The sequence below is a fragment of the Acidicapsa ligni genome, assembly GCF_025685655.1.
GTDB classification, from domain to species: domain Bacteria; phylum Acidobacteriota; class Terriglobia; order Terriglobales; family Acidobacteriaceae; genus Acidicapsa; species Acidicapsa ligni.
The window spans coordinates 101155-124372 of the sequence record NZ_JAGSYG010000003.1; the positions used below are offsets into that span (position 1 = coordinate 101155).

Annotated in this window: 19 protein-coding genes; 5 read left to right on the forward strand and 14 right to left on the reverse strand. The window is 54.0% G+C overall.

Annotation, left to right across the window (positions count from 1 at the left end; translation table 11 throughout):
• Positions 1–78 precede the first annotated feature (78 nt).
• The 9 genes from OHL19_RS10905 to OHL19_RS10945 all read right to left on the reverse strand — a co-directional run bounded on the left by OHL19_RS10905 (position 79) and on the right by OHL19_RS10945 (position 8933).
• Positions 79–816 carry a hypothetical protein gene (locus OHL19_RS10905; RefSeq protein ID WP_263357725.1) on the reverse strand — a complete coding sequence of 246 codons (738 nt, stop codon included), beginning with the start codon at positions 814–816 and terminating at the stop codon, positions 79–81.
• Positions 817–857: 41 nt separating this feature from the next.
• A complete protein-coding gene (locus OHL19_RS10910) occupies positions 858–1340 on the reverse strand; it encodes a hypothetical protein (RefSeq protein WP_263357726.1) in 483 nt (160 codons plus the stop codon).
• Between the two features lie 13 nt (positions 1341–1353).
• A complete protein-coding gene (locus OHL19_RS10915) occupies positions 1354–1788 on the reverse strand; it encodes a hypothetical protein (RefSeq protein WP_263357727.1) in 435 nt (144 codons plus the stop codon).
• Positions 1789–2650: 862 nt separating this feature from the next.
• Positions 2651–3943, reverse strand: a complete 1293-nt coding sequence (locus OHL19_RS10920; RefSeq protein WP_263357728.1) for a TrbI/VirB10 family protein — start codon at positions 3941–3943, stop codon at positions 2651–2653.
• An 11-nt stretch (positions 3944–3954) separates the two neighbouring features.
• Positions 3955–4923, reverse strand: coding sequence for a hypothetical protein (locus OHL19_RS10925; RefSeq protein WP_263357729.1), 969 nt, complete (start codon positions 4921–4923; stop codon positions 3955–3957).
• A gap of 7 nt (positions 4924–4930) precedes the next feature.
• Positions 4931–5404 carry a lytic transglycosylase domain-containing protein gene (locus OHL19_RS10930; RefSeq protein ID WP_263357730.1) on the reverse strand — a complete coding sequence of 158 codons (474 nt, stop codon included), beginning with the start codon at positions 5402–5404 and terminating at the stop codon, positions 4931–4933.
• Positions 5401–6321, reverse strand: coding sequence for an AAA family ATPase (locus OHL19_RS10935; protein ID WP_263357731.1), 921 nt, complete (start codon positions 6319–6321; stop codon positions 5401–5403). The genes OHL19_RS10930 and OHL19_RS10935 overlap by 4 nt, the downstream gene beginning before the upstream one ends.
• The gene (locus tag OHL19_RS10940; RefSeq protein ID WP_263357732.1) at positions 6314–6595 is read right to left on the reverse strand and encodes a hypothetical protein; all 282 of its coding nucleotides are present in this window, start codon (positions 6593–6595) and stop codon (positions 6314–6316) included. Before OHL19_RS10940 ends, OHL19_RS10935 begins: the two co-directional genes overlap by 8 nt.
• A 1024-nt stretch (positions 6596–7619) precedes the next feature.
• Positions 7620–8933, reverse strand: coding sequence for a tyrosine-type recombinase/integrase (locus tag OHL19_RS10945; protein ID WP_263357733.1), 1314 nt, complete (start codon positions 8931–8933; stop codon positions 7620–7622).
• Between the two features lie 268 nt (positions 8934–9201).
• On the opposite strand from OHL19_RS10945, the gene carA reads away from it, so the two are divergent.
• Complete coding sequence (carA, locus tag OHL19_RS10950; protein ID WP_263357734.1) at positions 9202–10335, forward strand: glutamine-hydrolyzing carbamoyl-phosphate synthase small subunit; 1134 nt, start codon at positions 9202–9204, stop codon at positions 10333–10335.
• A gap of 351 nt (positions 10336–10686) precedes the next feature.
• A complete protein-coding gene (gene carB / locus OHL19_RS10955) occupies positions 10687–13971 on the forward strand; it encodes a carbamoyl-phosphate synthase large subunit (RefSeq protein WP_263357735.1) in 3285 nt (1094 codons plus the stop codon).
• A 61-nt stretch (positions 13972–14032) separates the two neighbouring features.
• Here carB and OHL19_RS10960 read toward each other — a convergent pair whose 3' ends face one another.
• A complete protein-coding gene (locus tag OHL19_RS10960) occupies positions 14033–14521 on the reverse strand; it encodes a hypothetical protein (protein ID WP_263357736.1) in 489 nt (162 codons plus the stop codon).
• Positions 14522–14662: 141 nt separating this feature from the next.
• Here OHL19_RS10960 and OHL19_RS10965 point away from each other — a divergent pair, with 141 nt between their 5' ends.
• From OHL19_RS10965 to OHL19_RS10975, 3 genes are all read left to right on the forward strand, one after another.
• A complete protein-coding gene (locus tag OHL19_RS10965; protein WP_263357737.1) occupies positions 14663–15730 on the forward strand; it encodes a dihydrodipicolinate synthase family protein in 1068 nt (355 codons plus the stop codon).
• A gap of 284 nt (positions 15731–16014) precedes the next feature.
• Complete coding sequence (locus OHL19_RS10970) at positions 16015–17865, forward strand: 2-oxoacid:acceptor oxidoreductase subunit alpha (protein ID WP_263357738.1); 1851 nt, start codon at positions 16015–16017, stop codon at positions 17863–17865.
• Between the two features lie 3 nt (positions 17866–17868).
• Positions 17869–18924: a 2-oxoacid:ferredoxin oxidoreductase subunit beta gene (locus OHL19_RS10975; protein WP_263357739.1), complete on the forward strand. Its 1056-nt coding sequence runs from the start codon at positions 17869–17871 to the stop codon at positions 18922–18924.
• Positions 18925–18997: 73 nt separating this feature from the next.
• On the opposite strand, the gene OHL19_RS10980 is transcribed toward OHL19_RS10975, so the two are convergent.
• The 4 genes from OHL19_RS10980 to OHL19_RS10995 form a co-directional block, all read right to left on the reverse strand.
• Positions 18998–19969, reverse strand: coding sequence for a tetratricopeptide repeat protein (locus OHL19_RS10980; protein ID WP_263357740.1), 972 nt, complete (start codon positions 19967–19969; stop codon positions 18998–19000).
• A 107-nt stretch (positions 19970–20076) separates the two neighbouring features.
• The gene (gene pal, locus OHL19_RS10985; RefSeq protein ID WP_263357741.1) at positions 20077–20838 is read right to left on the reverse strand and encodes a peptidoglycan-associated lipoprotein Pal; all 762 of its coding nucleotides are present in this window, start codon (positions 20836–20838) and stop codon (positions 20077–20079) included.
• A 74-nt stretch (positions 20839–20912) separates the two neighbouring features.
• Positions 20913–22274: a Tol-Pal system beta propeller repeat protein TolB gene (gene tolB / locus OHL19_RS10990; protein WP_263357742.1), complete on the reverse strand. Its 1362-nt coding sequence runs from the start codon at positions 22272–22274 to the stop codon at positions 20913–20915.
• Positions 22275–22386: 112 nt separating this feature from the next.
• Positions 22387–23154: a TonB C-terminal domain-containing protein gene (locus OHL19_RS10995; protein WP_263357743.1), complete on the reverse strand. Its 768-nt coding sequence runs from the start codon at positions 23152–23154 to the stop codon at positions 22387–22389.
• Positions 23155–23218: the final 64 nt, after the last annotated feature.

A 23218-nucleotide genomic window follows, 5' to 3' on the forward strand; every position in this document is an offset into this window, starting at 1 on the left:
CGTGAGCTTCGGCAACCTGTCGCCGTCGCCAACAACAGGCTTATATCTAACACTGGTAAGAGAAATGTAACTGCCTGCTCACCACGGAGCTACACGAAAGCTTATTCCGATTGAGAACGCTGGCCGATACTCCCATTTTAAAGGTGGGTTCCCTGAAAACCCGGTTGGCTCCGGTTCTCCAAGGTTGAAGTTGTTGCCAAGGCGCTGAACCCTTCCGATGTGCACGCCGGGGCTTATGAGAATTTTGTTCATCATCAGACTTGGACCTGCGAAGAATTCCGGTTGATTCGTTCCGCTATTTGAATTGACGCCAATCCCGGCGGAGAGAGCACCACTGACAATCAACCGTTCCTCTTTGGTCCGACCCCACCGCACGGTTTGGTATGTCCGGTACGGACCCGCTCGGAAATTGACGAACGCCATCGGGAAAACTTGTGCGCGTGCAGAGTCCGTGATTCCAAACTCTGCAGTGGCGGTGGGAGCACCGGTCGTTGGATCAGTGGAAGGAACATAGGTCGTGCCGATAACTTCTTTTTGCTGAAATGTCACCAGGACCCCTGTCGAGAGGCTTAGGAATGGGAGGTCCTGATAAAGAACCGAATAATTGATTGTGTCGGTGGTAAGAGTCTTCATGTCGATGGTCGATACGCAGGACACTGTCCCGGTCAATTGGTTGTTTCGATCCGGAGCGAGTCCAAAGCTTTCAAATAAGTGATTGCTCGCATCTACCAGAATTGTCGGAGTCGCATCTTTGACTACAACATAGTCCTGGTAATTGACGGTGCCCGCAGCAAAAGCATCTGAGTTTTTCGTCATTCCCCGCAGTTGAAACAGGTTGTCCTGGAGTTTTTCTGCCGCTAGTCCGTCGTGGCATACTCGCCTCCGGAGTTCCAGCCCTGCATGAGCTGCATGGTGGCCGAAAGCGACATAAGAAACAGAGCAGCGACAATGGACCCAAGAGGGCTCTCGCCTGTCGCTCCATCGAGCGCAGCTTTGAGAACAAAATAAGCGGCGACAACAGGCACAAATTTCGCCACGACGATCTGGTTTACGAAGTTCTTGAAGACAGTTTCCATGCTGGCAAGCCAGCTTGTTCCAACCGATCCGCTGCCAGAGGGAACGGTGATGCCTTGTGCCGCAATCCATGACAAGAGTTGTGGAATAGTTAATAAGATGACAGTCCACAGCACCCACTTTCCAGTTCGGCCACTTACATGGAAGTTGGTTCCGCCTTCATGCCGTAGGGACACGCCAGCCGCTGCCAGTGTGCAGAAAGCTGCGGGCACGGCGAGGTCGAATAGCAACTGAAGGAGATCTAGTAAGAATTGCGGCACAGGCATCTCGTCACCTCAGCTACTGGATTCCTTGCGCCTGTGTAATAAAGCCCTCGGCCATGCGACCAAGACCGCTGATGACCATCAGGGCAACGCCCGTGACACCCCAGCCCATATAGCCGCGACCAGACTTAAAATGCCACCCCGCGATGCCTAAGCAAGCTACAGCAATGACAGGTGCAATAACGTTGCACCCCCAATTGACTATGTTCAAAACCGTTCCCTCGACCGTTGTGGCTTGCTGGCCCTGCACGGCCTGCCCGAATTGAGGGGATGTTCCGAGGTTTTGAGCACTTGCTGCGAATGGGGCTGTGAGGGTTCCGAGGAGGATGAGCCCGAGTGCAAACATCAGAGCTGCGCGAACCCAGTTGCTCTCGGAGGGGCGATGAATGACGGATGTGGATGATTCACCAGTGACACGGTTGCGCCACCAGAAGGCAGGTGCTGTTTTCATACGATTTCTCTCCTGGACCCGGCTGCTCGCGGCATCCGCGTCGAGAGAGAAAGTGAGGCTGAATCAAAACTCGGTCAAACCGCACCATTGACGATCTGCTCGATCTGGTGTGTTGAAGTAGCGGAGGAGAACTTCGCTTGAATCGATGTGTGCAACAAATGGCTCTAGAACCCTTCAGTTGTTTCCGTTGTTCTCAAACCCAACGGGTTCGACGCCTCCATGCGCTCGCAGGATTCATAGCTATGAGGCCGATAAACAAAGGAGTTGCGCTGTTTCCGCACTTGCTTATGGTTAGTTCTTGGAGACGTCAATGCATCTATTGGGCAGTGACATAAAACCGTCGACGATGATGCAACGGCGGAATGGTGTATCGAGTTCGATCTTCGATTGAATTGAGTAGTGGACCATCCGCCCCGTCGTTTGTTCGAGAGTGCAGTGCCAAACCGATTCGGATATTGATGCAAATGCGCAGTGACTTCTTTCGTTCGATCTTGGACCGCAACACGGGACGAACCAGAAACATGGATGTGTGACCTGCATATGCATTGCAATGCCGTCGATGGTGATTTGTCGGGACGTGCAGCGGAATGGGAATGCGGATCATTGTGCGAATAGGGTCCTGTCGTATCGCCGAGTCTGTCGGGATTGCAAGTTTCACTTCTCTCACGTCTTCGGTGGTCCCAGCCACGACTTGGATCCTGAATATGGAACTGCATGGATTGGCGGCGGCCAGGCATCTCGATGTCGAAGTTGAGTGGAGGAGCATATCTCGGGAGAGATAGCTCCTTCGGCCGAGTCGTGAATGGAACAAGAAAATGCCCTGGCTTGTAGCGCCAGGGCAGAGGTGAACAGCGTCGATGAACTATGGATTTAGCGTGGTCACCTTGTGCAGCGTCGGTTGGGTCGCTTCATGCTTGGTGAACACCACGTAGATCTTCGTGTCGGCGGGAACCGAGACGACAATTTTGCTGTTGGCTGCCATGTTCATGATCTCTGAATCGCCAGCAGTCCCTATGTTTTCGGCCAGGCGTTCGCGAATCAAATCATCCTCGGAGAAGGCCGAGCTCGTGTTTGTCCCAAGAACCATCGCCAGGGTGGAACCGATGCCGGAGATGCTCCGCACCAAGAGGCTTTTGCCGGTGTCCTTTCCAGTTACGACACCTTTAATGGGGCCGAGGTCCAGGCCTTTGCCAACCGCTTCGATCTTTTCTGTTCGGCCTCCATAGTCGACTTCATCGAACTTCACTCCCACGTCTCCATAACGATCGACTTGTTGCATGTGGCCTGTGATCGTAGCTCCAGCCGGGATCACAACCTGATCTCCAAGGGCGTAGGTATATTCAACGACCGCGACAACCGGTGTCGGATCAGCGCTGGAAACCTGTTCTTGAAGCTTCGCGAGAATCCGAGAACCAGGAGAAACTTCAAGTAGCGGTGCATCGTCGTCATTCGAATTCAATTTCGATGATCCCGCCTGACTCTTGGTCTCGCTCCGAACGAATACAAGCGAAGTCTCCTTCAATGCGTTTTGTTGCTGTTGGGTCTGTGCGGCACTCGGCTGCGCACTTTCCCCATAGGGCCGTGGTTCTTCCCATTTCTGTTGTGTGTCTGCGAATGATGGGACACTGCCGAGGGAAGCGTTGACTACAGGTTTAACCGGAGGCTGGCTCTGGCTTCTGTCGACGGTTGAAAAAGGGTTGGCGCCTACTTCGGAGCGCATGCGTTTGATGTCGTTTGGCGTAAGTTGTCCGTCCACATCGCCGGCATCGGGTTTTCGCACCGTATCCATGAGCGGTGCCAGGCTGCCCTTCGGCTTGTTCATGTCCTTTTGTCGGTCCTGTGAAGAGACCCTTGGAGACTCCGCTCCCTTTGATGGTGATCGCCCAATGACTGCGGTAATGACAAAAAAGAGCACAGCTGCGAGCAGGCCGCCTCCCAGCATGATCATTTTTTTTCGATCCAAAGCAGGTTTGGTGTCTGGCTCGTCCTGTTTCGGAGTGTCCTGGTTCTCCTGACTCTCGACGTGATCTTCGATTGTTTCGTTCTCTGGCGGCTCGGGGGGCTTAGGACGCGGCGTTTCCGTTGATGGCTGCTCCACCCTTAGTTCGGGATTTTCAGAGATCTGCCTGCTTCCATTCACTTCGTTGATATTCATGACAATCCTTCCTAGTGGGCAATGGCCGCGATCGGCGGCGTGAAAGGCAAACGAATCAGGATCGGACGGTCGACCTGATCTGCCTGAGCAATCTGAAGAAATAGTTTTTCGTTCGATTCCTTGAACGAGGGGCGGTCAAAAACCACGACGCCGTCTGCTCGCTCGCCTGCGGCAAGCCTTGTCGCGCTCAGTCGATAATCCCGAATCTCCAACTGATCGGCGATGATCTCTTTACCTTCTTTCGCCTTTTTCTTCTTCTTGACCTGGTGTCCCGTGATCTGCACTTGAGGGGGAACGATCTCCACCGCCTGATCGGAGCGATTCAAGATCGAGTAGGAGATGACGGTCTGGTTGTTCCATTGCCGCACGTCCCCCAGTGACGTCTCAATCTGTTGCCCGTTCCATTTCATCCAGATCGGGTCGTTAATACGGAGTTGTTGCGCATACTCTTCATCGAGCGCAGAAGAGGATGGTGAGCCACCAAGCGAAGCGGTGCCCGGAGACTGTGGTTGGGTAGTTGGCCGTCGAGGCGTGTCTTCGGACCGTGTGGACGGGAGAGTTTCGGATGCTGAGGAAACCACCAGACTCGGAGGTGGCCGATATTCGAGCAAAAAATCAACTGGCTGTGTCGCGCTGTCGGAACTGCCGTTGCTGATGAGTTCGAGGGTTACGTGTTGACCGGATTTTGTTGTGATCTGGAGGTCTGATTGAGCGGGGTTCGCAGTGATGGGTTTGACGACTACGTAAAGTGGCTCACCCTCCTTGTGTTCAGCCGTGAAGAGGCGCGGACTGCCAAGAAAGACGGACGTGACCTCCTCGGGCATGCGGATTGTCGACTCAAACTCAGGTCGAAGATGGAGAACTGTGACGTCGTAAGGGTTGATGACGACAGTGGTAATATGGGCTGCCACCACGGGTTCCGAGGCACTTAGCTGTAACGGAAAAAGAATTGCCAGTGGGATAATCCAGCGGAGTTTCATCGTAGTCTTACCTCCTGGGCGGGTTCGCCGCCGCGAATTTGCGTATCAGATATCGCCTCCGAACGGCCTGGACATAAGCGACAACATCCGGATTGCGATAGTTCAATCGCTTTTGTCCTACCCAGTGATCGCCGGCGTAGTAGGCCGCAGCCACCAATCGCAGGTCGCCGTGAAACTCCCACATCAGCGTTGTCACATAACGGGTTCCAGCGGCGATATTCTGATTGCCATCGAACGGTTGAAGTGCGCCGAAACGTCTTGCTGTCGCTGGCATGAGCTGCATCATGCCCATTGCGCCTTTGTTCGAGAGCGCATGAGGGTTCCATCCCGACTCAACATCGATCAGGGCAGCTATGAACTCCGGAGGAACTCCATAGTGCGTTGCATAGCGTTGAACGCAGCTTTCAGAGTAGGAAGGCACGCTTTGGGCTCGCGCGACGATCAGGTGCAGCGCAATGAACAAGGGGAGCAGGAGTTTCATGCTTCTACTCCTTCCTCAAGTCCCATCTGGTGGGCGTAGCGAGCCCCATCGTGAAGCAGGCTACTGAAGCCCTCACGAAGAAGCAGGTGACGGCGGTCCTTCTCCGTCTTGGCTAAGAAAGGCAGTAGAACATCGCGAAGTTCGGGCGTTACGCGATCGATACCCAGTAGTTGGAGGGCATTGGCGAAAATAATCATCTCGGATACGGATGGGGGTTTCTCGAGAGAGTAGTTACGAAAGGCCAGGGCAATGCCGGCCACCTGGTTGTGAAACTTTCCAGTTGCATCCGGAGTGCGGCTGGCGATGATCTCCGCCTCACGGTCCGGCGTCGGATGCTCTACGCGAATGTACAGACAGCGTCGCCGAATCGCGTCACTGAGCGGGCGCTCTTCATTACTGGTAATTACGGTGAACGGGATGCTTGTCGCATTTACTGTACCGAACTCAGGGATCGAAAGTTGACGTTCAGCCAAGGGCTCGAGTAGAAGGGCTTCCGTGTCCTGAGGTACCTTGTCTAGCTCATCAATTAGCAGCACGCATGGCCGCTCGCATTCCAGTGCGCGCATGAGCGGACCGGGGCGGAAGAAATCACGCCCCTTCAGCGTCTTCACGACCTCCTGCCAACTCAGGCCCTGTTCCTTCGAGAACTCCATAAAGAGTCTTTGAAGACTCTCGTCGAATTCACCGATGGCCTGTTTGTCGGTGATGCCTTTGTAGCACTGCATCCGCACCATGTTTGTCTTTGCCGCTTTCGCGACAGAGGTAGCTAGCTGTGTTTTCCCCGATCCTGGCGGCCCCTCGAGGATCAGCGGCACTTGAAGCTTCGCCGCCAGGTAGACCACTTGAATCATCACGGGATCGATGAAATAACCAGTGGCCGAGAGTCGAGTTTCGAGATCTTCCAGCGATTCAAACATGGCTGTCGCTCCTTGGTTCGGGGGCAGTCATTGCTGAGTTGAAGGCCAATCTCCTGTCTCGTTCCCGTAGGGTCTGGCGAAGGTCATAGCCCACATGGAGCCATAACACGGCCGCACTTGCTACCCACAGGCATAGAAGCCCAAGTAGGGCGGCCCGGGCTAATAGGTCTTGCGCGAAAGCCTGCCAGATCACGCCGCAGTAGTAGTCGCCTGCTGAGAGATCGACGATTGTGAGCAATACTGCGATTGCTAGCCGGTTTGTCCGCCTTCTCATATTTCCTCCTCGGAATGCGGAGCAAGGATGGGGCGATTCCAAAACTCGGTCAAATCTGCGGAGTCGGAGCTTTACGCAAGGTGCAAATCAGGTAGCTGCAAAGGCTCCGAAAGGGCTTTCGGACGTCTGTGCCTCCATTGGGCGATCCGTTCCTGGAGGTAGATACACTCGTGACCTTGGTCCGCTGATGAGTGAGGATGATCGCCCAAGGCTTTTGCCCAAGTGGACAACTAGAGAAAACCGCATCCAAAGCGGCTGAGGGCAAAAACTCCAGAGGCCCGACCGGGAACCCAACCCGTTCTCCGTTAGATTGGACATGAGGATGGCTGGCCCCGGGGGTCAATCGCAATCCGAATTGTGGAGACGAAGTTGAAGATCTGGAGTGACGCTAGGCCTGGAGCCGCTGATAAACCCGCTGAGCCACTCGCGCTGGAATTCTTATCGAGGTGTAACGCCTCTTCCTTCTGGTTTCCGGGCGGTCAATCTTGATGATGCCGGGCTCGGTGTCGAAGAGCCGTCTGATCGTTCGGTCGCTGAAACCCCAGAGGTTCGACAGTTCGAGAACGGTATAGTGCCTTTCAAGGACACCGTTGCTTTCTAACGGAACCTTGGCCCTTGGGAAGGGATTGCTTTGTCCTTGGTGGATTTCCATGGTCACCTCGAAGCTTTATGCGAAAGTCGGGTTGAGATGGGCCAACGGCCCACCTTTGCACAACATGTACTTCAGTTCTGCGTCTCGAGCAAGAAATCGCGAGCCGTGTTCGATCGTGAGGTGGGTGGCTAGGAGAAATTTCGCTGGTGAGGCCGGCTCGAGGGAACTGACGCGTGTGCTCCAACAGGCACCAACGGAAAACCCATAGCGTCCATGACATTGAAAAGACGGAGACGCAGTCGTTCCTCATCTCACCGAGGCTGTCGACCGAAATCGAGGATTCGAAGGCAAGATTGGAGCGCTATCGACAACATTAAAAAGTTTATTTAGATTTCTGCGTCTACAGAGATGATTTAGAAAGGGAAATACTTATCAATTGATGGATGTGGAAGCCAGAGGCGCCGCATTGCCTCGCAGTGGGATGGGTTGGACATTCGTGAAAATCGCGCCCATCTTTTGCATCGCCTCGATCGCTTCGTCCTGAAGTTGCTGCTTGCGGGCATGAGTCCATTTCGCGTAGTAGCGCTCAGTAGTTGCCACGGATTCGTGAGTGAGTAGCTTGCTGACCTTCGCAAGCTCCATTCCCGCCAGGAGCATCTCCACGGCAAAGGTGTCGCGGAGCATGTGGGAGCGAAACTCTAAGGGATCGCCATCTTCATCCTTGAAGTCCAGATAATCGTTGAGTTTATCTATTTTCCGCACCCACTTATTGGTATTGACGAGAGGCGAGCACCTACGAGACCAGAACCAATAATCGGGATGTTCTTCAGGACGGAGGGGCAGGGCATTCAAGGTGTCGACGACATGATCCGGCAATACGAATTCAACGATAGATTCCATCGGCTTCCGGTTCATCTTCTTGCGGATCACAGCACGCAGTCGATTGCCAGTGAGCGCTGACTTGGGGCAGTAGAGCACATCCCCGACGCGCAGTCCCGTCCAGCGTTGAACGAGGAAGATCGCCCGGAGCCACTGGCCGACTCTTCCCGACTTATTACGTGCCTGCTCATCGAACTTGTAGGTTGCGGCAAGCAGTTGAACAAATTGATCCGGCGTCAGCGGCCACGTCTGGCTATCGTTTGGCGTGATTGGCCTAAGCAACAACGTCGGGTTGCGAATGGTGTACTCCATTGCTGTGGCCCAGTAGAAAAAGGACTTGAGTCGGATCACGAGGGTGGCCTGGGTGGTTAGGGCTAAGCGATTATCTTCAAGTTCTGCATTGGGCGCCCAGGAAGCACGCCATGCGTCCAGCTGTGCAGGCGTCGCATCGCTCACGTGAATGACCCCTGTGGCATCGGCCCAGCGCAGAATGCGTGCGGCTGTCGAGCGATAAGCGGCGATCGATGTGTCCGCAGGTCCTTTCATGCCGTCAAGCCAAAGCTTCAAGGCAGCTTTCATGGTCGTGAGCAGGGGTTTCCGCATATCAGCAATCTTCTTAAGTTCGATCTTTACGGGATCGCGCTTGTCGCGTTCCTGCGCAGCGACACGCTCGGCCTGCTCCCAGGAGCGGGTTTTCGCCGAGACATAGGAGGTCTTTCCGTGCTCACGGATGTAGAGGGACTTCCGGCACTGGCAGCGCTTCCACTGCGGGTCATGCCGCTTCGGACAGTCACCGGAGTGCCGGGTGAAGACTGTTATAGTGAACGATGAGATCGGTCCAATCGAGTTCATATTAGTCGCGGTCATTATTGGGGCGAAGCTCTTTTCCTGCAAGTTCCGCAATTGTTAAGCACTTGCAACTGCCAAATCTGTCAAACTGTTGATAATGAAGAAGATGGCGGACTTCTGATAGAATCTATTAAGTTCTTCGAAGTCACCATCCCCGGTGATAGCCAGCGTGTTTAACCTTCAGCAAATCTTCAGCAAAGAAGTTTTGCCAAATGCCAAGCTACTGATAACGCAGTGGATATCGATTTTCTGATAGAATCGATTGAATCCACTCCAGGGAGACGCGATGCAGGCGACTCTTGCGCTCGAAGACGGGCGCATTTTTATGGGCGAAGGGTACGGCGCACCGGGCGAATGCCTCGGCGAAGTAGTCTTCAATACTTCTTTAACCGGCTATCAGGAAATCGCGACTGACCCATCGTATGCGGGCCAGATAGTCATCCTTACCAATCCACAGATCGGCAACTACGGCACCAACAAGTCTGACAATGAGGCCGCGAAGCCTTACATTGAGGGACTGATCGTGCGCGAGTTCTCGCCGGTAAGCTCGAACTGGCGCTCAGAGCAGGTCGCCGACGAGTACCTGGAACGCTTCAACGTTCCGGTGCTGGCCGAGATTGACACTCGTGCCCTGGTGCGGCATCTGCGCACCTATGGTGTGATGCGTGGCTGCATTTCGACTCTCGAAACCGACCCTGAAAAGTTGGTAGCCAAGGCGCGGTCCATTCGGAAGATGGATGGAACCGATCTGGCCAAGGTCGTGTCAACCAAGACGGCCTTCAGCTTTGATAGTTCCGACTCGCGTAATGAAAGCGGCGATTCGTTCCTGTCTCTGGAACTCGACAGGCCGCAATTGCACGTAGTCGCCTACGACTTCGGTATCAAGCTGAACATTCTGCGCATGCTGACGCGCGAAGGCTGCCGCGTGACGGTGGTTCCAGCGCAAACACGTGCCGATGAAGTGCTCGCATTGAAGCCGGACGGAGTTTTTCTTTCGAACGGTCCTGGCGATCCGGAGCCCGTCGACTACGCTGTGAAGGCGATCCAGGAGATGATGGGACGTACGCCTATCTTCGGCATCTGCCTCGGTCATCAACTAACAGGTCTGGCTCTTGGCGGCAAAACCTACAAACTCAAGTTTGGCCATCATGGCGGCAACCATCCGGTCAAGAACATGATCAATGGCAAGGTCGAGATTACGGCTCATAACCACAACTACGCCGTCGATCCTGACACGATAAACGCCAATGAAGTCGATCTGACACATGTAGACCTGAATGACAACACACTTGAAGGTTTGCGGCATAAGTCGCTGCCGTTGTTCAGTGTTCAATACCATCCTGAGGCTGCTCCGGGGCCGCATGACTCGCACTACCTGTTCCGCGACTTCCGCAACATGATGGATGAGTGGAAGGGATGAAGCATTTGGCCACAGTTTTAGCTTTGTTAGCTGGGCGTGGCCTTACCGATCCTCATTTGATTGATCCGTTTGATACTTACATGACAGGGGTTAAAACGCACCAGCCCGAGAGGGAACTGGTGCGTTTTGCCGAGGAGTGAGGTATCAAGGTATCTCGAAACCAGCCAACTTACACAGTTGGCGGTGGGAATGGGCACAAGTCCAGACCTAGCAAGAGCATCTCAGCGCTGGAGTAGAAGGGTACGGGCTTAGCCTGCATCAACTATTTCTTTCGCAATGAGCGCTAGCAATAACAAGCAGCAACAAAATGATCAGAGCACCAGCCAAGATTTTGGAAGTGAGTAACGAAGAATGCCACGTAGAAATGACATCCAGAAGATACTTGTGATCGGCTCGGGGCCGATTGTGATTGGCCAGTCCGCCGAGTTTGATTACTCCGGTACACAAGCCTGCAAGGCGCTCAAGCAGGACGGTTACGAAGTGGTGCTGGTGAACTCTAACCCGGCAACAATCATGACCGATCCGGAATTGGCTGATCGCACTTACATCGAGCCGCTAACGCTGGCCTATGTCGAAGAGATCATTCGTATCGAATGCGCCATGATGCCTGAGGGCTCTGGCAAGTTCGCTCTGCTGCCAACAGTCGGAGGACAGACCGCGCTCAATCTGGCTGTCGATTTATCGGATGCTGGCATTCTCGATAAATACGGCGTGGAGATGATTGGCGCCAAGCTCGAAGCCATCAAGAAGGCTGAAGATCGCTTGCTCTTTAAAGACGCGATGGTTCGCATTGGCCTTGATGTTTCAAAATCGGTGCTTGTCAACAACCTTCGCGACGGTATGGATTTTGCCGGCAAGATCGGCTTTCCGATCCTCATCCGCCCTAGCTTTACACTGGGCGGCTCCGGCGGCGGCATTGCTTACAATCGCGAAGAGTTGATGGAGATTCTTGCACGGGGCATCGATCTTTCACCGGTGCATGAATGCCTCATCGAAGAGAGTGTGCTCGGCTGGAAAGAGTATGAGCTCGAAGTCATGCGCGATCTAGGCGACAACGTCATCATCATCTGCTCCATCGAAAATTTTGATCCGATGGGCGTGCATACCGGCGACTCGATTACCGTCGCTCCTGCACAGACGTTGACCGATCGCGAATATCAGAAGATGCGTGATGCGGCCATTGCTGTAATGCGTGAAATCGGCGTCGAAACTGGAGGATCCAATGTGCAGTTTGCGGTCAATCCCGCGAACGGACGCATGACGGTTATCGAGATGAACCCTCGTGTTTCGCGGTCTTCAGCGCTGGCTTCGAAGGCCACTGGCTTCCCGATTGCAAAGATCGCGGCGAAGCTCGCAGTCGGCTATATGCTGGACGAAATTCCTAACGACATCACGCGTATGACGCCTGCTTGCTTTGAGCCGACAATTGATTATGTCGTAACCAAGATTCCCAAGTGGCAATTCGAAAAGTTCCCCGGAGCGGATGACACGCTCGGTCCGCAAATGAAGTCCGTCGGCGAAGTGATGGCCATCGGCCGTACTTTCAAAGAATCGCTGATGAAGGCTCTGCGTTCGCTCGAAACAGGCAAGAAGACGGGCAGCGAGGAGCTTGAACCACGCCGATTGACGCAGCGTCTGGTGACTCCGCAACCCGAACGGTTGAACTATATTCGCTTCGCGTTTGAGCGCGGAATGAGCGTCCGTGAAGTAGCGCGTTACACCGGCATGGATCCCTGGTTCCTCTTCCAGATTCGCGAGATATGCGAAACACAAAAGTTTGCTGGCACTCTCTCGCCGGAGACGGTCACTCCTGCGGAATTGCGTAAGTTCAAGCGCGTCGGCCTAAGCGACGAGCGTATCGCGAATGAGTGGCATCTGGACGGTCATGATGGCATTCAGCAGGTTCGCGAATTGCGCTACAAGTATGGCATCCGCCCGATCTTCAAGCTAGTCGACACCTGTGCAGCGGAGTTCGAATCGTACACGCCGTACTTCTATTCGAGCTATGACGAAGAAGACGAAGCGCCACCAACGGACAAACCCAAAATCATCATTTTGGGCAGCGGGCCGAATCGTATCGGGCAGGGAATCGAGTTCGATTACTGCTGCTGTCACGCGGCCTTCGCGCTAAAAGAAGATGGCTACGAAACCATCATGGTGAATTGCAATCCCGAGACGGTATCGACGGATTACGACACGAGCGATCGACTGTACTTTGAACCTCTGACGCTCGAAGATGTGCTTGCTGTCTACGAACATGAAGCAACCTCCGGCGCACCGATTGGCATGATTGTGCAGTTTGGCGGACAGACTCCGTTAAATCTGGCGCAGCGTCTTCGCAGGGCTGGCGTTCCCATCATTGGAACCTCACCAGAGTCAATTGATCTTGCTGAAGATCGCAAGCGCTTTGGCAAGCTGCTGGAAGAGTTGGAGATTCCGCAGCCGTCAGGTGGCACTGCGACAAGTGTTGCGGAAGCCCTTGCCGTCGGCGATCGTATCGGCTATCCAGTGTTGGTGCGTCCGTCGTATGTGCTGGGCGGGCGCGCAATGGTTATCGCTTACGATGCTGCAGAAGTAGCTCGCTACATGACGACAGCGGTTGAGTATTCTTCAGACCGCCCCGTACTGGTTGATCACTTCCTTGAGTCTGCTGTCGAAGTTGATGTTGACGCACTCTGCGATTCAGAAGATGTCGTTATCGCGGCCATCATGCAGCATATCGAAGAGGCCGGTATTCACTCCGGCGACTCATCCTGCGTATTGCCCTCGGTAGATATTCGTCCTGAAACGCTGGAGACCATCCGCATCTACACGCGCAAACTGGCACTGGCACTCAAAGTTATCGGACTGGTCAATCTACAATTCGCGATCCAACGCGATGTTGACGGAAACGATCAGGTGTTTGTCATCGAAGTGAATCCACGCGCTTCGCGTACCGTACCCTATGTCTCGAAAGCGACTGGTGTGCCACTGGCGAAGATTGCTTCACGCTTGATGACAGGCCGTAAGCTTCGTGAATTTCTGCCAGCTCAGCTCGATAACAAAAAAGACCTTGATCCAGGCCCGTACTTCTATGTGAAGTCGCCGGTCTTCCCGTGGTCCAAATTCCCTGGCGTCGATACCGTTCTGAGCCCGGAGATGAAATCAACTGGCGAAGTGATGGGTGTGGCAGATAACTTCGGCGAAGCTTTTGCCAAAGCCCAACTCTCCGCCGGCCAGGCATTGCCCACAGGCGGTACTGTCTTCTTCAGTGTGAATGATCCCGACAAACCAGCGGCGACCGCCCTTGCGACAAAATACGTAGAGCTAGGATTTCACCTGGTAGCAACCGAAGGCACTGCCAATGTGCTGGAGCATGCGGGGTTGATTGTCGAGCGTGTCTTCAAGGTGAAAGAGGGTCGCCCCAACGTTGTTGATCTCATCAAGGGCGATCGCATTCAACTCATCATCAATACGCCACGCGGTCAGGATACGTTCTTTGACGAAAAGGCGATTCGGAGAGCGGCTGTCCTGGCGCGCATTCCTACGATCACTACGATTGCCGCAGCCCAGGCAGCGGCGGAAGGAATCGGCGCCATCCAACGACGGCATACTTCGGTAATCTCATTGCAGGAGCTGCATCCGGTTGCAAAATAGATAGCAGCATGATGAAGAGAGGAAATCCGGGGCTTCTCGCTCCGGATTTCTTGTCTGGCAATTACTTTTTTCGTTTCAAAGCGAAGCTGGCTCCGATGCCGTATCCGATCCATGCTGCCGCGGGCCACGTGCCGATGAATCTCCCTTCACCGTCGATCAGCCCACTGTCCTCTGTCGGGCTCAAAAATGTAAGGAAGAGCTTCGAGCTTGCGTCGCAGTGAAAGCACTGGTTCGGGCCGGTGGGCATGTCGAGAATCCACAAGCAAATGATCAAAAACCAGATAAGACCAATCAGCCATGTATAAGGCGCCATGTCGTTTTGCTTTATGCGCGTGAAGATGTAGCCAACCACAAACGGAACGCTGAAAGACAACGCCAGAGTTATCAGCACCGGAACGTTGTCAGGATGAGCGGCCGTGATGGCGAACATCATAAGAGCCCAGGTGGCGATAGCGAGAAGAGTATGAATCAGGACCCAAAGCGCTTGCTGGCCCAGATTGGCAGCCTGACCTTCTTCCAAAATCAGCTCTTCGTCTAGTTCAGCGGACATCTGGTCGCCCCAATTCTCTGACATTCTATGTGAGTCGAGTGTACGCGAACTCCTTTTGAGGGCGTATGTAACTTCTACAGAGTTGGGAGTGTTCACGTTGAGTCGGGGTTAGTTTTTCCAAAAGGCTCTAAAATAGAAAGCATGTTGCTTGAAGGCATATTTGCTCCCGTTACGACACCTTTTTATCCGGATGAACGGATCTACTTTCGCAAGCTGGAATTCAATGTTGCGAGACTCTCTCTAACCGGGCTCGCCGGTATCGTCGTGCTTGGTTCGACCGGAGAAGCGGTTGCGCTTGAGGATGCTGAAACCCGCGATGTATTGCGCATCGCGGCGGAGTCTGCTGCTGAAGACAAGGTATTGCTGGCAGGCATCGCTCGTGAGAGCGTCAAGGCAACGGTGGCTTTGGCGGAGGCAGCGGCTGGCTACGGCTATGATGCAGTCCTGGTGCGAAATCCCAGCTACTATCGTCCGCAGTTGACTCCAGCAGCTCTTCTTCATTACTTCCGATCCGTGGCCGATCGATCGCCGCTGCCCGTGGTGCTGTATTCCATTCCCAAATTTACGGGCCTTGAGATTCCTCTGGAAGTAATTACCGAGTTGGCACAGCATCCAAATATTCTCGGCCTTAAAGAATCGAGTGGTAGCGTGGAGCGTGTGCGCGATATAGTCCAGGCCACTCGGCTTGCTCCTCGAAGAACGGTTACAGTCACGCCGATTTTTGAGGCAGTTACAGGACGAATGCTGGCTGCGAAACCTGCCACATCCGGTAACTTTATCTCAGCCGAGGGCCTGGCATCGGGAGGCGATGGTGGAGTCGCTCTCGCAGTTGCTCCTCCCGCACCTGCGCGCAAGACTCGCACGCGCGAGGTTGGATTTCAGGTGCTGACAGGTTCTACCACGACGCTCAAAGAGTCTCTGGATGCCGGTGCGAGCGGTGCCGTGTTGGCCTTCGCAGCCTGCGCACCTCAGGCCTGCCAGGAGATTTATATCGCCTGGAAAGAGCACGACGACCAACTGGCCGTTGATAGACAATTGCATATTACCGACGCCAGCAACCTGGTTTGCGGCAGCCTGGGAATCCCCGGTATCAAGTATGCCTGCGACTGGAACGGGTATTTCGGTGGCAATGCACGTTCGCCGCTGCTCGCTTTGACTTCAGAGTCGAAAGCAGCGATTGAGCGTCTTCTATCGAATATCCGAAATTAAAATCTACCGGGATTTCAGAGCCATTTACGGCTTTGAAATCCCGAGAAAGTTAGAAGTATTCTGGGTAAACTTTGTAAGTTCCTTACTATTTTTGAGTAATCTGTCTATATTAGCCCACATATTGGGACCATTGGCTGTGATTTGGGCCAACTTATGGGTCTATCCAATTGAGCAGTAACCACTTCGGTGCAGTATCGAACACGGATGCAACTAAGTGGCTATAATCATCAATTGAGCGAAAGAATCGTGCTTTCTAGAAATTCAAGTGAAGGGGTTCCCGCCACATGGCGATTGGAGACCTTGCTCTGGGTCAAGAGCAGAGCAAATCAGCGGTAGAAGACGCCGCCAAACGCGTCATAAATGACTTCAGCATTCAGGTCGCAACGGTCAACGGGTCCGGTTCGCAATCGGCCAATAGCGTTCTGCTGAAGAGCATTTTTGGAATGGGAGTTCCCGTTAGCGGGAAAAACCTGTTCCCCTCAAACATTGCCGGACTGCCTACATGGTTTACCATCCGCGCCAGCAAGGATGGCTACGTTGCTCGCAGAAAATACATTGATATCCTCATCGCGATGAATCCTGAAACGGCGCGTGAAGATATTCTCGCCCTGCCTACCCACGGCGTAGCGATTTATGACGAGAGCTTGAATCTAAAGCAATATCGCGACGATGTTGTCTGCTACCCAGTTCCATTTGACAAGATTACGGCTGCGGTCTGTCCTGAAGCAAAGCTGCGCAAGCTGGTCCGTAACATGGTGTACGTGGGAGTGGTAGCACACCTGCTCAACATCGAAATGACCGCTGTAGAAGCGGCTCTGAAGAAGCAGTTCGCCAAGAAGCAGAAGGCAATGGAACTGAATTTTGGTGCAGTCAAGGCAGGCGCTGAGTATTTCGCCGAGAAACTGACCAAGCAGGATCCTTTTGTCATTGAGCGGATGGATGCAACAGCAGGGAAGATCATCATCGATGGGAACGCAGCCTCCGGGCTGGGCGCTGTATTTGCTGGCGTAACAGTCGTGGCATGGTATCCCATTACGCCTTCGACTTCCGTAGTCGAAGCGACCATCGAATATCTCAAGAAATTCCGAGTCACTGAAGATGGCAAAGCCACTTTCGCCGTGGTTCAGGCTGAAGATGAACTGGCCGCGATCGGTATGGTGCTGGGTGCCGGCTGGTCTGGCGCGCGTTCGATGACTGCAACCTCGGGACCTGGTATTTCGCTTATGGCGGAGTTCTCCGGCCTGGGTTATTTTGCAGAAATCCCTGGCGTGATTTTTGACGTGCAGCGCACTGGTCCTTCGACCGGTATGCCAACACGTACTTCGCAAGCCGATTTGCTATCGACTGCCTTCCTTTCGCATGGAGATACGAAGCACGTTATTCTTCTGCCCGGTTCGGTTAAAGAGTGCTTCGAATTTGGCTACTCCGCGTTTGATCTTGCGGAGCGCCTGCAAACCCCGATCTTTGTGCTTTCGGATCTCGATCTGGGCATGAATAACTGGATGTCCGAGCCGTTCCTTTATCCCGACAAACCGCTCGATCGCGGTAAGGTTCTTACCGCAGACGATCTCAATCGATTGGGTAGTTTTGCTCGTTACAAGGATGTCGACGGAGACGCAATCGGCTACCGTACGTTGCCTGGAACGGATCATCCCAAGGCGGCTTACTTCACGCGCGGCTCAGGCCACAACGAGAGTGCTGGGTACACCGAGAAACCAGAAGATTACGTGAACTTGATGGAGCGGCTCGCTCGTAAGTTTGAGACTGCAGCCACACTGGTTCCAAAGCCCGTAATCGAAAAGAACGGCACATCGAAGATTGGCATCATCGCATACGGCACTTCGCACTATGCGATTACCGAATCTCTCGACGAAATCAAAAAGAACTACGATCTCGACGTAGACTACCTCCGCGTGAGGGCTTACCCCTTTACCGATGAGGTACACGAGTTTGTAGCTTCGCATGAGCGTATTTATGTAGTCGAACAGAATCGCGATGCGCAATTGGCCAGTCTGCTCAAGCTGGATCTGGCTGCGGAGCAAGTGACAAAGCTGCGCAGCATTCTGCACTTCAACGGACTGCCGATGGATGCGCAGTCGGTGACCGACGAACTAGTCACCAAGGAGGGCCTCTAATCCATGGCAACAGCGACAGCAACATCACCGATCACTCCGGGGCCAAAGGTTAATCGTCTGGGTCTGCCGGTTCTTGAATATCGAGGCGGCAAGACAACTCTCTGTGCAGGCTGCGGGCATAACGCTATCTCCGAGCGCATTATCGATGCCATGTTTGAGATGGGTGTACAGCCAGAGCGCCTTATGAAGCTTTCCGGCATTGGCTGCTCTTCCAAGAGCCCTGCCTACTTCATGAGCCGTTCGCACAGCTTCAACAGTGTGCACGGGCGTATGCCTTCAGTTTCAACTGGAGCTATCCTCGGCAACCACACGATGAAGGCGCTGGGCGTCTCTGGCGACGGAGATACGGCCTCTATCGGCATGGGGCAGTTTGTTCACCTGCTGCGCCGCAATCTCCCGATGATCTACATCATCGAAGACAATGGCGTATATGGTCTCACTAAGGGCCAGTTCTCTGCGACCGCTGATCTCGGCTCCAAGCTGAAGACAGGCGTCATCAATGATCTGCCTCCCATCGACACCTGCTCACTGGCCATCCAACTCGGCGCTACTTTTGTTGGCCGCTCGTTCTCCGGCGATAAGAAGCAGTTGCTGACCATGCTCAAGGCCGCTATCGCGCATAAGGGTACGGTCATGCTGGACGTAATCAGCCCTTGCGTGACCTTCAACGACCACGAGGGTTCTACCAAGAGCTACAAGTTCATGCAGGAGCACGACGAGCCCATCAATGAATTAGGGTTCGTTCCGAGCTTTGAAGATATCGAGGTCGAGTACGATCACGGTACGACGCTTGATGTACGCATGCATGACGGTTCCAGCCTGCGTCTGCGTAAGATCCGCGAGGACTATGATCCAACCGACAAAATCGGTTCAGTCAAGGCTCTCATGGAAGCGCATGAAAAAGGTGAGGTGCTGACCGGTATCTTCTACGTCGACACCCAGAAACCAACCTTCACCGATCAGCTTAACCTGGTCGATCAGCCGTTGAGCTCCCTGCCTGAATCCGTTATCCGGCCTTCAAGAGAAGTACTGGATAAAGTAATGGCCAGCCTGCAGTAGTATTTCTTCACCCAAAAAGAAAAGAGCCTCGCTGAATGCGGGGCTCTTTCTTTGCTTAAATTACAAAATAAAGCTATCGCGTAGCGGGGGTGATGCGTACTCCGAGTGCATTCAGTTTGCTTCGCGCTTGTAGGGCTTCCGGAGTTTGCGGATGCCGCTGAATCAAGGAGCGTAGTTCGTGGACGCCCGCGTCCTTCTGGTTCAGTTGAATCAGAGCAAGACCTTTGCGAAGCTGGGCTGCGGGTGCTTTGCGGTTGCCTGGAAAATTCTCCAGAACAGCATTGTAGGATTTGACTGCGTCCTTATATTTCTGTTGCCGATAAGCGATCTCGCCGACATAGAACTGCGCATCTCCAGCCAGGTCATCCTGCGGATAATAGTGCAGTACATCGCCAAATTCGGAGAAAGCCAGATCGTACTTTGCGGCGTTGTAATCGCGTAGGCCGCTCTGATATGTCTCTTGAAGCGGCGGAGCCTGAGATGCTCCAGCGTCGGGGATGCCGGGATTCGGCGCTCCTCCGCCATCCTGCATCGGCTGCCCGCCCATAGGTTGACCTCCGTTTGGCTGGCCCTGTTGCTGAGGCGGTATGCCACCTGGCATGGTCGCCGTTGTCGCAGTGGATTGCGCCTGTACATTCTGGAGTTGAGACTGAATATCCTGAAGCTGTTTGTCGAGCTTTGCGATACGAGTCTTCATCTCATCGAGGGAGTCATTCAGCGACTGCACCTGGCCGGAGACCGAATCCAGCTTGCCGTTGGTTGATTCATTCTGCGCATTCAGCTTCTGCTGCATCGTGGCGACGGTAGCATTCATCTGATTCACGCTGTCCGTGCTCTGTTCCACCAGGTGCTGCACCAGTCCGAAGCGCGAATCTACGGTGGATTGGAGACGCTGCACCATGTCAAGCAACTGCTGCACCTGAGTCTGCAGCTCAATGATTTCCTTGGAAGCTGCGTGTGCAGGGCGAGGCACAATAAACAGCACCGCAAGAAGCAGAGCCGCAAAGCGATAACGCCAGATACGTCGGTGATCGATTAATTGCATCAGATTCTCACATTCTGTTTGTGAAGGAGATAGCGGCAACCGGATTTGTATCCAGGTTGCCGCGTCGTTCGTTCATTGTAACTATGGAGTGGCCAATTGCGATTTCGTTACCTGTCGATGGAGAAGCCGGCGCGACGATTCTGCTGCCAGCATTCTTCGGTAGATTCGCTGCAGAATGGCTTCTCTTTACCGTAGCTGACAATGCGGAGGCGATCAGCTGCGATACCGGCCTGAACCAATGCCTGCTTGACCGAGTTCGCACGGCTCTGACCCAGAGTCAGGTTGTATTCATTCGAGCCACGTTCATCGCAGTACCCGCCGATTAAGACGTGAATGCGAGAGTTTGTCGCCAGGTATGCGGCGGCCTTCGAAAGAGCGGCCTGGTTCTCCGGGCGTACATCGTAGCTGTCATAGTCGAAGAAAATATCCTGTACGCTGGCTTTGAACTGCTCGTCCGCCGTCATGTTTGACGCCGAGGAATCCTGCGGTACTGCAACAGCCATCTGGGCTGCATTTACCGTGACCCGCGCAGTTGCGTCTGCCGACCCGCCATCGCCGCGCGCGATCAGATGGTAACTGGTCGAGGTAGTTGGAGTGACCGTCTTGACGCCAGAGCTGGGGACGTCGCCAATGCCATCGATAGAGACGTTTGTCGCATCCGTGGCGCGCCATGAAAGCACAACCTGATCGCCAGCGGTGATCGTAGAAGGAGTTGCGGTCAACTGTGCCGTGGGGGGGGGCCCTGAGAGCGGTGGTGCGGCATTGGACGAGGAGGATTTCTTTTTACCACATCCGATCACTGCGAATGTAGCCATGAGCAGGATTAAGGCCGTAGCTGTGCGGTTGAAAGCACGATATTTGGAGTTCAAGTTTTTCTCCTTACAACGAAATTTGTAAATCTGTTTGTCATACAAGGCGCCGATAACCTACTCCGGAACCGAAATTACTTCCAACTCCAGTTTGGCATAGAGTCCTTGCCAGAGTGTGTTAGTTGGTGCTGTTCCGTGCCATCTGCCAGCATAGTCCAGATTTCGACCTGCTTGCCAATCTCGCGTTGAAATACAACATGGCGGCCATCGGGGGACCAGCTGGGAAAGTCATTGCTACCAGCCTCATGCGTCAGTTGCAGCCACCGCTTGGATGCGATATCCATCACATAAATATCCTGTCCGCCGGGAGCGCCGGGGCCGTATTTCCGGTTCCAGGAAAATGCGAGAAACTGCCCGTTCGGCGACCACGAAGGTGAGATGGCATAACCACCATCCGTCATACGCTGAATATTTGTACCATCCGCATCCATAGTGTAAATCTGCGGCAGACCGGTGCGCCCACTGACCCAGGCGATCTGAGAATTGGTCTTCGGATTCCAAGTTGGCGAAACATCCGGACCGCGGATAGAGGTGGCTTTACGCAGATTGCCGCCATTGCTATCCGATATCCATATTTCAGGGTCTCCCGAACGGGATGACGAAAAAGCGATCTTGGATCCATCGCCAGACCATGCAGGCGAAAGATTGCTGCCGCCCGCCACGCCCGCAGGGTAGCTCACCGTCCGCCCGAGGTCCATCGAGAACATGCGGATCGTCCAACCTTCTTTGCCCAATGTCGAAAATGCAAGCCTGCTGTTGTCCGGCGAAATGCGCGGTGATAGAGAGATGCTGCCTTGCTTGGTTACGATGTGCTGATTTTGCCCGTCGTAATCCATCACCCATATTTCCTTGGAGCCGGTACGTGCGCTGACGAAGTAGAGTTTGGTCTCGGCAATGCCGTTCAGACCGCCTCCGAGACGGGCGATAATTTCGTCGGCAAAGCGGTGTGCAATCAAACGGGCATTATCCTGGTTGGCAGTTTCGTTGTATTGCTTGCCCAGGATCTGTGGACTGCCTGGGTTCTTGGCATCGAATACCCAGCCGTAGACGCTCAGGCGGCCATTGGTAGAAGATAGCGCTCCAAATGCGACCATCGACGCGTTAGCCGGATCGGCTGCCCATTGCGGCAGATTGATTTCCTGAGGAGCGCCCGGCGTAACCGGCGGAATCAGGCTCTTTGAAACCATGTCGAAGATGCCAGCATTCGACAGGTCGTTATAAAGTGTCGCGTCAAACGTGGACTTCAGCGATGGCGTCTGCGGATCAGAACCAACAGGTTTGAAATCGGCTGCCGCGATGCGGATACGCTGATCGGTGAGGTTACTGCCAGTCCGAATCCAATCCTGCGCATGCAGTACAGGGAGACTGACTGCAAATGCGAGCAGAGGCAAAAAACAAGAAAATGCTCGGGGAAGCTTGCGAAGGATTGCAGTCATGCGGTTCAGTCCTCTTCCTCAAAAATACAGGGTTACTGCTGCGTTCGACTGGAGCTCAAAAAACAACTTGTTTCGACCGTTGTATCCAGATCACGCGTGAATTTCATAACACTCAGTACTCACAATAATAGGAGACATTGGGCGGTGGATCACTTGGTGGTGAAGGAAGGGGCCCAAAAGTGTCAACTCTCTGTTCTGCTCTAAGACAGGCTCGATCCAGAGTGGGACTACCACTGGATTTATCCAGCTTGGCCTCCATTCCAGTGCCATCGCGGCGAATTACCCAGGTGATATAGGTGCGGGAGCCTACCGGCGTCCGCGGATCAACCTCGCCTCGATAGAGATTCTGCTGCATTTTTCGCTGAATATTCTGGATGTACCACGGGTAGTTAAATCCCCGGCTGCCCGGCGATGCTGTCACGCTGGTTGCTCCCACGGTCGTAGTGCCAGGCTGAGCCGTGCGCTGCATCGCGCTTGAAGACTGCTCGCCATATTGCGCGCGATTGTCCTGCTTGGGCGGTGTTGGCTGGCGCTGTGGAGTCTTGCTGGTAACCACCGGCTTAGGCTCGGGTATTTTGCTGGCTTCCTGCTTTTTTGCCGCTGGCTTTTTAGGAGCCTCGATCTTTGACGGGATGGGGATCGCTTTTTCGTCTACCGTGGGCTGTGCTTTAGGCGCGGGCGGCGCAGGCGCTTCGCTGGGTTTTTCAGTTGCCAGTACATTATCGTTCGGCTTGTGGTCTGCAGGCAGAGGCAGGGCACTGCTGACTAGCTGCACGGCGATCGCACCCTCGGTCGCCCCTCCCCAGGTGTTGTGAGGAAACAGCCCATTCAAAAAACCATAGCCCAGAACAAGTCCCACGAGCAGACCATGGAAAAGCACGGCCTTCACCATCGGCTTGCCGATAGGCTCCCGTAGGAATTCCGGCTCGAGTTGTTCGCTGACC

Coding starts and splice junctions, on each gene's coding strand:
- OHL19_RS10905 (WP_263357725.1), bottom strand. CDS start 816: ATGACGAAAAACTCAGATGCTTTTGCTGCGGGCACCGTCAATTACCAG.
- OHL19_RS10910 (WP_263357726.1), bottom strand. CDS start 1,340: ATGCCTGTGCCGCAATTCTTACTAGATCTCCTTCAGTTGCTATTCGAC.
- OHL19_RS10915 (WP_263357727.1), bottom strand. CDS start 1,788: ATGAAAACAGCACCTGCCTTCTGGTGGCGCAACCGTGTCACTGGTGAA.
- OHL19_RS10920 (WP_263357728.1), bottom strand. CDS start 3,943: ATGAATATCAACGAAGTGAATGGAAGCAGGCAGATCTCTGAAAATCCC.
- OHL19_RS10925 (WP_263357729.1), bottom strand. CDS start 4,923: ATGAAACTCCGCTGGATTATCCCACTGGCAATTCTTTTTCCGTTACAG.
- OHL19_RS10930 (WP_263357730.1), bottom strand. CDS start 5,404: ATGAAACTCCTGCTCCCCTTGTTCATTGCGCTGCACCTGATCGTCGCG.
- OHL19_RS10935 (WP_263357731.1), bottom strand. CDS start 6,321: ATGTTTGAATCGCTGGAAGATCTCGAAACTCGACTCTCGGCCACTGGT.
- OHL19_RS10940 (WP_263357732.1), bottom strand. CDS start 6,595: ATGAGAAGGCGGACAAACCGGCTAGCAATCGCAGTATTGCTCACAATC.
- OHL19_RS10945 (WP_263357733.1), bottom strand. CDS start 8,933: ATGACCGCGACTAATATGAACTCGATTGGACCGATCTCATCGTTCACT.
- carA (WP_263357734.1), top strand. CDS start 9,202: ATGCAGGCGACTCTTGCGCTCGAAGACGGGCGCATTTTTATGGGCGAA.
- carB (WP_263357735.1), top strand. CDS start 10,687: ATGCCACGTAGAAATGACATCCAGAAGATACTTGTGATCGGCTCGGGG.
- OHL19_RS10960 (WP_263357736.1), bottom strand. CDS start 14,521: ATGTCCGCTGAACTAGACGAAGAGCTGATTTTGGAAGAAGGTCAGGCT.
- OHL19_RS10965 (WP_263357737.1), top strand. CDS start 14,663: ATGTTGCTTGAAGGCATATTTGCTCCCGTTACGACACCTTTTTATCCG.
- OHL19_RS10970 (WP_263357738.1), top strand. CDS start 16,015: ATGGCGATTGGAGACCTTGCTCTGGGTCAAGAGCAGAGCAAATCAGCG.
- OHL19_RS10975 (WP_263357739.1), top strand. CDS start 17,869: ATGGCAACAGCGACAGCAACATCACCGATCACTCCGGGGCCAAAGGTT.
- OHL19_RS10980 (WP_263357740.1), bottom strand. CDS start 19,969: ATGCAATTAATCGATCACCGACGTATCTGGCGTTATCGCTTTGCGGCT.
- tolB (WP_263357742.1), bottom strand. CDS start 22,274: ATGACTGCAATCCTTCGCAAGCTTCCCCGAGCATTTTCTTGTTTTTTG.